This window comes from Streptomyces boncukensis (genome assembly GCF_011045075.1).
Lineage (GTDB): Bacteria > Actinomycetota > Actinomycetes > Streptomycetales > Streptomycetaceae > Streptomyces > Streptomyces boncukensis.
This window is the reverse complement of sequence record NZ_JAAKZZ010000326.1, coordinates 1-8,690: the sequence shown is the minus strand read 5'-3', so window position 1 is coordinate 8,690 and position 8,690 is coordinate 1. Positions and strand designations below refer to the sequence as shown.

The 8,690-nt window shown below is 71.4% G+C and carries 7 protein-coding genes and 1 pseudogene; 4 read left to right on the top strand and 4 right to left on the bottom strand.

Annotated elements, in window-relative coordinates:
• Window positions 1-196 (top strand): annotated as a pseudogene (locus G5C65_RS25335) (TetR/AcrR family transcriptional regulator); the annotation flags it as partial.
• Between the two features lie 144 nt (window positions 197-340).
• Here G5C65_RS25335 and G5C65_RS25330 read toward each other — a convergent pair.
• Window positions 341-1,441 (bottom strand): RNA-guided endonuclease InsQ/TnpB family protein, encoded by a 1,101-nt coding sequence (locus G5C65_RS25330; protein ID WP_206442250.1) that lies wholly within the window; start codon window positions 1,439-1,441, stop codon window positions 341-343.
• 225 nt (window positions 1,442-1,666) lie between these two features.
• Window positions 1,667-2,836, bottom strand: coding sequence for a steroid 3-ketoacyl-CoA thiolase (locus G5C65_RS25325; RefSeq protein ID WP_165301241.1), 1,170 nt, complete (start codon window positions 2,834-2,836; stop codon window positions 1,667-1,669).
• Between the two features lie 225 nt (window positions 2,837-3,061).
• On the opposite strand from G5C65_RS25325, the gene G5C65_RS25320 reads away from it, so the two are divergent.
• Entirely contained in the window at window positions 3,062-4,309 is a 1,248-nt protein-coding gene (locus G5C65_RS25320; protein ID WP_165301240.1) for a cytochrome P450, read from the top strand.
• A 50-nt stretch (window positions 4,310-4,359) separates the two neighbouring features.
• Here G5C65_RS25320 and G5C65_RS25315 read toward each other — a convergent pair whose 3' ends face one another.
• Window positions 4,360-5,295 (bottom strand): AraC family transcriptional regulator, encoded by a 936-nt coding sequence (locus G5C65_RS25315; RefSeq protein ID WP_165301239.1) that lies wholly within the window; start codon window positions 5,293-5,295, stop codon window positions 4,360-4,362.
• Between the two features lie 72 nt (window positions 5,296-5,367).
• Here G5C65_RS25315 and G5C65_RS25310 point away from each other — a divergent pair, with 72 nt between their 5' ends.
• The gene (locus tag G5C65_RS25310) at window positions 5,368-5,778 is read left to right on the top strand and encodes a DUF2000 domain-containing protein (protein ID WP_165301238.1); all 411 of its coding nucleotides are present in this window, start codon (window positions 5,368-5,370) and stop codon (window positions 5,776-5,778) included.
• On the opposite strand, the gene G5C65_RS25305 is transcribed toward G5C65_RS25310, so the two are convergent.
• The gene (locus tag G5C65_RS25305) at window positions 5,699-7,825 is read right to left on the bottom strand and encodes a bifunctional glycosyltransferase 87/phosphatase PAP2 family protein (protein WP_420903359.1); all 2,127 of its coding nucleotides are present in this window, start codon (window positions 7,823-7,825) and stop codon (window positions 5,699-5,701) included. The genes G5C65_RS25310 and G5C65_RS25305 overlap by 80 nt on opposite strands.
• A gap of 300 nt (window positions 7,826-8,125) precedes the next feature.
• Here G5C65_RS25305 and G5C65_RS25300 point away from each other — a divergent pair, with 300 nt between their 5' ends.
• The gene (locus G5C65_RS25300) at window positions 8,126-8,437 is read left to right on the top strand and encodes an antibiotic biosynthesis monooxygenase family protein (RefSeq protein WP_165301237.1); all 312 of its coding nucleotides are present in this window, start codon (window positions 8,126-8,128) and stop codon (window positions 8,435-8,437) included.
• The last annotated feature ends 253 nt before the right edge of the window (window positions 8,438-8,690 follow it).

Sequence of the window (8,690 nt, the reverse complement as noted above, 5' to 3'; positions counted from 1 at the left end):
GCGGGACCACAAGGAGGGCATGCGGGGGGATCTGCAGGAGCTGGCGCGGGCGGCGGGCGCCGCGGACCCGGGAGCGCTGGCCGACCAGCTGTCGATCCTGCTGGACGGGGCGATGTCGCAGTCGCTGATCACCGGCTCCCCGGAACCGGCACGCCAGGCCCGCACCATGGCCGCCACCCTGCTGAGCCGGCGCTAGCCGGCTCGGCTACGGTTTCCGGTGACTTCTCCCCTACCTGGCGGGAGGGGCTTCATTCCCTTGCGGGATTGAGGTTCCTGGTTCACCGGACTGTGCCTCCCCGGAAGATTCCGAGGCCGGTCTTACCAGTCCTCCACAGGCGTTTTACTGCTCCGCCAGCCCGGCGGCGCAGATGTTCTTCGCCGCGTTGACGTCGCGGTCGTGGACGGTGCCGCACCGCGGGCACGTCCACGACCGCACGTTCAGCGGCATCTTGTCGTTCCTGTAGCTGCACCCCGGCGTGGAGCACAGCTTCGAGCTGGGGAACCAGCGGTCCACGAGCAGCAGATGCCGCCCGTACCAGCCGGTCTTGTACTCCAGCATGGACCGCAGCTCGGACCAGGCCGCGTCGGAAATGGCACGGGCCAGGGAGTGGTTCCCCAGCATGTTGCGGACAGTCAGATCCTCGATGGCGATGGCTTGGTTCTCGCGTACCAGTCGAGTGGTGACCTTGTGCAGGTTGTCGCGGCGCCGGTCGGCTATCCGCGCATGGATACGGGCGACACCAAGCCGTGCCCTGGCCCGGTTCTGAGATCCCCTGGCCTTGCGGCTGAGGGTCTTTTGTGCCTTGGCCAGCTTGCGCCGGTCGCGGCGTTCGTGACGCGGGTTGGCGATCTTCTCCCCCGTGGACAGGGTGAGCAGGTGATCCAAGCCCGCATCGATCCCCACGACAGCGCCCGTCGAGGGCGTTGGAGTGATGGTCTCCTCCACGAGCAGGGAGACGAACCAGCGTCCCGCGCTGTCGCAGGAGACGGTGACCGTGGACGGCTGCGCGCTCTCGGGCAGAGGCCGGTGCCACACGATGCTCAGCGGCTCGCTGGTCTTCGCCAGCGTGAGCTTCCCGTCCCGGAAGGTGAAGGCGTTGTTCTGGAACGTGGCCGACTTCCGCGACTTCTTCCGGCTCTTGAACCGGGGGAAGCGTGCCCGCTTGGCGAAGAAGTTGTTGAACGCCACCTGCTGGGCACGGAGCGTCTGCTGCAGGGCAACGTTGGAGACCTCGCGCAGGAACTCGGACTCGGCGTCCTTCTTCCACGCGGTCAGCCACTTCGCCGTATCCACGTACGAGGTGGACTTGCCCTCGTCCTTGTACCGGCGCGTGCGTTCGGCGAGTGCTTTGTTCCAGACGTACCGGACGCAGCCGAACGTGCGGTGCAACAGCTCCGCCTGTTCGGTGGTCGGGTAGAAGCGGTCAGACGCGGCTAACACGATAGGGCATGATCGTGTCAAGGCGCAACGTGCGGGCCGGGACCGGCCCGTCCCCGCCATGAAGGACGGGGTTTGCGGCCTCAACAGCAACGATCAACGCGATCTTCGCGAAGCTGGAGCTGGACGCGGGGCAGGGCTACAGCCGCCGCGTCCTGGCCATCCCGCGCCACCTGGACTCCTGACGGGGGGGGCACGCCCCTGACGGGGCACGCCGTGCACGGGACCTCAGAGCCGCTGCAGGATCGTCGCCGTGGACAGCGCGCCGCCCGCGCACATGGTGACCAGGGCGAACTCCGCGTCCCTGCGTTCGAGTTCGTACAGCGCCGTGGTCAGCAGTCGGGCGCCCGTCGCGCCGACCGGGTGGCCGAGGGCGATGGCGCCGCCGTTCACATTGACCTTCGCCAGGTCCTGTTCGAAGACCTGGGCCCAGGAGAGCACGACGGACGCGAACGCCTCGTTGATCTCGACCAGGTCGATGTTCTTCAGCGACATGCCCGCGCGGCCCAGGACGGCCCGGGTGGCGTCGACGGGCCCGTCCAGATGGAAGTGCGGGTCGGCGCCGACCAGCGTCTGGGCGACGATCCGGGCGCGCGGCGGGAGTTTGAGCGCGCGCGCCATCCGCCGGGAGGCCCACAGCACCGCGCTGGCGCCGTCGGAGATCTGCGAGGAGTTGCCCGCGGTGTGCACCGCCTCGGGCATCACGGGCTTCAGCCCGGCCAGCGCCTCCATGCTGGTGTCCCGCAGGCCCTCGTCCCGTTCGACATAGCGCCACATGCCCTGCCCGGCGGCCTGCTCCTCCTCGGTGGTGGGCACCTGGACGGCGAACGTCTCGGGCTTGAAGCGCTCCTCGGCCCAGGCGGCCTGGGCCCGCTCCTGGGAGAGCAGGCCGAGCGCGTCCACCCGGTCGCGGCTCAGCCCGCGGTGGCGCGCGATCCGCTCGGCGGCCTTGAACTGGTTGGGCAGGTCGACGTTCCACTCCTCCGGCCAGGGCTTCCCCGGGCCGTGCTTGGAGGCGCTGCCCAGCGGGACCCGGGACATCGCCTCCACGCCGCAGCCGATGCCGATGTCGATGACGCCCGCCGCGATCATGTTGGCGACCATGTGGTTGGCCTGCTGGGAGGAGCCGCACTGGCAGTCGACGGTGGTGGCGGCCGTCTCGTACGGCAGGCCCATGGTGAGCCAGGCGTTCCGGGCCGGGTTCATGGACTGCTCGCCCGCGTGGGTGACGGTGCCGCCGACGATCTGCTCGACGCAGTCGGCGTGGAGGCCCGTACGGCCGAGGAGTTCGCGGTAGGTCTCGCCGAGCAGATAGGCGGGGTGGAGGTTCGCGAGGGACCCTCCGCGCTTGCCGATGGGGGTGCGTACCGCTTCGACGATGACGGGTTCGGCGGCCATGGGGCGTCCTCTCGGCGCGGGCGGACGGCGGGCGAACGCGGATAACTAGTACGCGTTCTAGTTATCCGTACAGTGTGATGAGGAACACGCCGAGGGCGCAAGGGTGCTGCACGACCCCGCGATCCGGCGCCGCGCACAACAGCACCGGCGCCGCCCCTTGCCACTTGTAGAACCCGTTACTACCTTCAAGGGACTTCTGATGGACCGTCAGACACGGAGGTTCCGATGTCCTCGTGTCCCGCGCTGCCCGACGGGTTCGACTTCACCGACCCGGATGTCTACGCCCGGCGCGTACCCCTCCCCGAGTTCGCCCTGCTCCGCGAGACCGCACCGGTGTGGTGGAACCCCCAGCCCCCGCACACCGGCGGCTTCGACGACGCGGGCTACTGGGTGGTGACCCGGCACGCGGACGTCAGGGACGTCTCCACCCGCCCGGAGCTGTTCTCCTCCAACCGCAACACGGCCGTCATCCGGTTCGCCGACCATATGCGGCGCGAGCAGATCGACATCCAGAAGCTGATCATGCTGAACATGGACCCGCCCGAGCACACCCGGGTCCGGCAGATCGTGCAGCGCGGCTTCACCCCGCGCGCCATCCGCGCGCTGCGGAACGCGCTGCGGGACCGCGCCGAGCGCATCGTGGCGGTGGCACGCGAGCGGGGCAGCGGCGACTTCGTCACCGACATCGCCGTGGAACTCCCGCTCCAGGCCATCGCCGAACTGATCGGCGTCCCGCAGCGGGACCGGTCCCGGATCTTCGAGTGGTCCAACAAGATGGTCGCGTACGACGACCCCGAGTACGCCATCACCGAGGAGGTCGGCACCGAGTCGGCCGCCGAACTCGTCGCGTACGCCATGGGGATGGCCGAGGACCGCAAGAAGTGCCCGGCCCAGTACGCCGGGGATATCGTGACCCGGCTGGTGGCCGCGGAGGGCGAGGGGAACCTCAGCTCCGACGAGTTCGGGTTCTTCGTGATCCTGCTGGCGGTCGCCGGGAACGAGACCACGCGCAACGCCATCAGCCACGGCATGCACGCGTTCCTCACCCACCCCGCGCAGTGGGAGCTGTTCCGGCGGGAGCGCCCGGCGACGGCGGCGGAGGAGGTCGTACGGTGGGCCACGCCCATCGTCTCCTTCCAGCGGACGGCGACGCGGGACACCGAGCTGGGCGGACAGCAGGTGCGGGAGGGCGACCGGGTCGGCCTGTTCTACTCCTCGGCCAACAACGACCCGGAGGTCTTCGAGGACCCCGGCTCCTTCGACATCACCCGGGACCCCAACCCGCATCTCGGCTTCGGCGGCGGCGGCCCGCACTTCTGCCTCGGCAAGAGCCTGGCCGAACTGGAGATCAACCTCATCTTCAACGCCATCGCGGACACGGTGCCGGGCATCGCCCTGGAGGGCCCGGCCCCCCGCCGGCTCCGCTCCGCGTGGATCAACGGCATCAAGGAACTCCGCGTCCGGTACGCCTGACGGGGCACGTCGTGCACGGGTGCGCCCCGAAGGGGCGCGGGCTCGGCCCGCTACGAAACCGCCGTGCGGAAGTCGCCCGGGGTGACCCCGTACGACCGCACGAACCAGCGGTGCAGATGGCTCTGGTCCGCGAACCCGGCCCGCACCGCCGCCTCGGCCACCGGCTCGCCGCGCACCAGCATCCGCCGCGCCCGCCGCAGCCGCAGCAGCCGCTGAAAGTCGCTCGGCGGCATCCCCAGCTCCGCCCGGAACGCGCGGTAGAGCGCGAACCGGCTGCACCCGGCGGCCTCCGCGAGCCGCTGGGCCGGCACCTCGCGGTCCCACTCCGCCTCCAGCAGCTCCCGGGCCCGCCGCACGGCGACGGAAGCACCGGAACCAGCACCGGAACCAGCACCGGAACCAGTACCGGAAGCGGAGCCGGGGCCGGCCGGCGCACCGGGCGCCGCCCGCGCAGGGCCCTTCGCCCCGCGCCGCACCATCGCCACCACGGCCTCGGCCAGCCGCTCGTCGCGGACCAGCGCGCTCGCCGCGGCGCCGCCCGCGAGGGCGCGGTGGAGGCGCAGCAGGGCGTGCCGCAGCACCGGGTCCTCGCGCACCGGGTGCGGGAAGAGCGGCATCGCGGCGTCCCGCCCCACCGCGTCCGTGAGGACCTCCCGCACCAGGTCGGGGCCGAGGTGCACGATGCGGTAGGTGAAGCCGAGCGGCACCGCCGGCTCCCCGTCGTGCGGGTCGTCGGGGTTGAAGGCCATCACCATGCCGGTGCCGCTGGTGTGCAGCCCGCCGCGGCAGCGGAAGCGCTGGGCGCCGTCCTCGGTCACCGCGAAGGAGTACGCGTCGTGGCTGTGCCGGTGGAAGACGTGCTCCGTGAAGTGGGCGTGCATGGCCTCCATGGGCTGGTCCGGCGCGCGCCAGTACCGCACCCAGTCGTCCCGCGCCGCGCCCCGTACGCGGCCGCCGCGCGCGCTCCCGCTCCTGGTCCCGGTCATGGCTCCATCGTGCACCCTGACCCCGCACCAGCGTTCAAGACCGCCGGCCGGCCGCGCGGGCACGCTCGGGCCATGCGTTTCGACACGAAGATCGCGGTGGTGGTCCGCGCGGACCTCGCCGACTGGCAGAAACTCAATGTCACCGCCTTCCTGGCCAGCGGGGTCGCCCGCGCGACCGAGGAGGTCGTGGGCGAGCCGTACGAGGACGGCTCCGGCAACCGCTATCTCGCGATGTTCCGCGAGCCGGTGCTCTGCTTCACCGCCGAGGAGGGGGAGCTGTCGGCGGTGCGCACCCGCGCGCTGTCGCGCGGGCTGGACACGGCCGTCTTCACCGAGGAGATGTTCACCACCGGCAACGACGCCGACAACCGCGCCGCCGTGCGCGCGGTGGAGGCGGAGAAGCTCACCCTCGCCGGACTGGCGCTCTACGGTCCCCGGAATCCGGTGGATCGGACGGTGAAGGGTCTGAAGCTGCACCGCTAGCGCCACGGACGGCGCCGTCCCGTCTACCCGCCTTATCCGCCTCACCCATCTTGTCCATCTTGTCCGCCTCATCCGTCCTGTCGGCCGCGGCGCCGCCGATCCGCAGCTCCGGCACCCGGCCCTGGAGCCTGCGCTGGATGAGGAAGCCCGCCGTGATGACCAGGACACCGCCCGCCGCGTCCAGCAGATAGTGGTTGGCGGTGGCCATCACCACGAAGGTGGTGAGCGTGGGATAGAGGGCGGCCAGGGCCCGCAGCCACGTCTTGCGGGTCAGCATGAACACCACCACGGCGCACCACAGCGACCAGCCGACGTGCAGCGAGGGCATCGCCGCGTACTGGTTGGACAGCTCGGTCAGCTTGCCGAAGTCCGGGTCGTCGAAGTTCTGCGGACCGTGTGCGGTGTCGACGTAGCCGAGGCCGGGCATCAGGCGCGGCGGGGCCAGCGGGTAGAGCCAGAAACCGATGAGGGCGAGCAGGGTGGCGAAGCTCAGCGCGGTGCGGAACTTGCGGTACTCGCCGGGACGGCGGATGTAGAGCCAGCCGAGCAGCGCGATGGGCACCAGGAAGTGGAACGTCGTGTAGTAGAAGTCGCTGAAGTCCCGCACCCACTGGGTGCGCACCGCGAACTGGTTGAGGCCGTGCTCGATGTCGATGCGGAGGAACGCCTCCAGGCCGAGGATCTGGTCGCCGTGCCCCTCGGCCAGTTGCCGCCCGTCGGGAGCGTGGCCGCGCACCCAGGAGTAGGCGAAGTAGCCGACGCGGATCAGCAGCAGCTCCAGCATCAGATTGGGGCGGCTGAGGGCGCCGGAGGGCTCGGGGCGGTCCCAGTACCGCGAGGTGCGGGAGAGGAAGGGCATCACGCACGCCGCGAGCAGCGCGGCGAGCAGCACGGCGTTGTCGCCGAACACGGTGAGCACGCTGACCTTCGGCACCAGCGCGTCGCCGTTCAGCGACATGGCCAGCACCACGAACACCGGCCACATCAGCCGGTCCCCGGACCGCCGCCCCACCCGGCCCGCGACCGCGAGCAGCACCCACAGCTGCTGGTGCTGCCAGGCGGTGGGCGAGACGGCGACGGCGGCGCTGCCCACGATGGCGGCGGCCAGCAGCGGCTGCCCGTCCCGCGCGTACCGCACCGCGCGGCGCAGCGCGAGCCAGGCGACGGCCGCCACCAGCGCCAGCAGCAGGGCGATCTCACCCGGACCGCGCAGCCCGGCGCGGAGCAGCGCGCCGTGCAGCGACTGGTTGGCGGTGGCGTCGGCCGCGTCCCCGAGCCCGACGCCCGCGACGTGGTGCACCCAGTAGGTGAAGGAGTCGTCCGGCATCGCGACCCAGGTGCCCAGGGTGCACAGGGCGAACGTCCCGCCGGCGGCCAGGGCCGCGGGGCGCCGCCCGGTCAGCCAGAGCAGCGGCACGAAGAGCAGGACGGACGGCTGCAGCGCGGCGGCCAGCCCGATCAGGGCGCCGCCGGTCTGCTTGTCCGCCTGGCCTCGTTCCCGCAGCACCAGCCAGCCGAGCAGCACCAGCAGCACGGGAAGGATGCTGGTCTGGCCGAGGTGGAAGGTGTTGCGCACCGGCACCGAGACCACCAGCAGGCTGAGCGCCACCGGTACGGCGAACAGCGAGGTGCGCCGGGAGACCGGTCCGGGCAGCGCGCGGGCCGCGAGCACGCCCACGGCGGCGACGAGCAGCAGCGTGCCGATCGTCCAGGCCACGCCCAGCCCTTGCTCGGCGGCGCGGGTGAGCGGCTTCAGCGCGAGACCGGCGAACGGCGTCCCGGTGAACGGGGTCGCTCCGTCGTAGAGGGACTCGTGCGCCCGCAGGACACCGTTGTCCCCGATCCATGCCAGCAGATCGACGAGCCGCTTGTCCGAGGGCTGGCGCAGCACCGCGGCCGCCTGCCGGGCGGCGAGCGCCAGCGCGAGCAGCCAGAGCGCCACCAGCGCCATGCCGCCGCGGGTGCCCATCTGCTGGATGAACCTCCGCCGGTACGTCCCCGCGCTGCCCGACCTGTCCGGCCTGTCCGCCGCAGTTTCCGCCGCCACGCGCCGCTCTCTCCGTCCTGTCAGTCCGCTCAGCCATCCCGTATAGCTTCACCGGGTGGTAACCCGGGAGGTCAGACGCAAGAAACCTACCTGCTACCTGACAACTTCCGCAGAAGAGGGGCAAGGGGCCCGGTAAGGGGTACCGCTGGCGTTCACTGATGAACCTCGCCACCACCGGGCCCGGGGGCCCCGCGGGGGCCCGCGGGGCCCGCACCGCGAAGCGCAACCCTAGCGAGCGCGGGCCACCGGCAAGGCGGCCGGGGCGCGGGAGTTCACCCGCGATGGGGCAGGATGAGACACATGAGCATCGTCAAGATCAATGTGCTGACCGTTCCCCCCGAGCAGCGGGAGGTCCTGGAAGAGCGGTTCGGGTCGCGGGCCGGGATGGTGGAGAGCTCCGACGGCTTCGAGTGGTTCGAGCTGCTGCGGCCGGTGGACGGCACCGACCGGTATCTGGTCTACACCCGGTGGCGCGACGAGGAGTCGTTCCAGGCGTGGATGGAGGGCCCGGCGAAGGCGGCCCACCAGGGCGGGGGCGGCAAGCCGGCCGCGTCCGGGGCCGAGGCGTGGACGTTCGAGGTCGTCCAGCAGGCGGCGCCCCGGAACGCGTAGGCGCGCCCGGCATCCCCCCTCCGGGCAGGGGGTGCCACTGTGCGCGCGTCGCGGACCGCGGCTGCCGACCGGGCCGAGCGCGCAGTTCCCCGCGCCCCTGCGGGGCGCAGCCCGGCAGGGGCCCCGCTAGGCGGTGTCTTCAATTGATCTTGGATGGTGGATCATGGTCGGGTGATACGTCGCCATGAACTGTCTGATGCGGAGTGGGAGTTCGTTCGGCCGCTGCTGCCCGCCTCCTTGCGGGGGCGCAAGC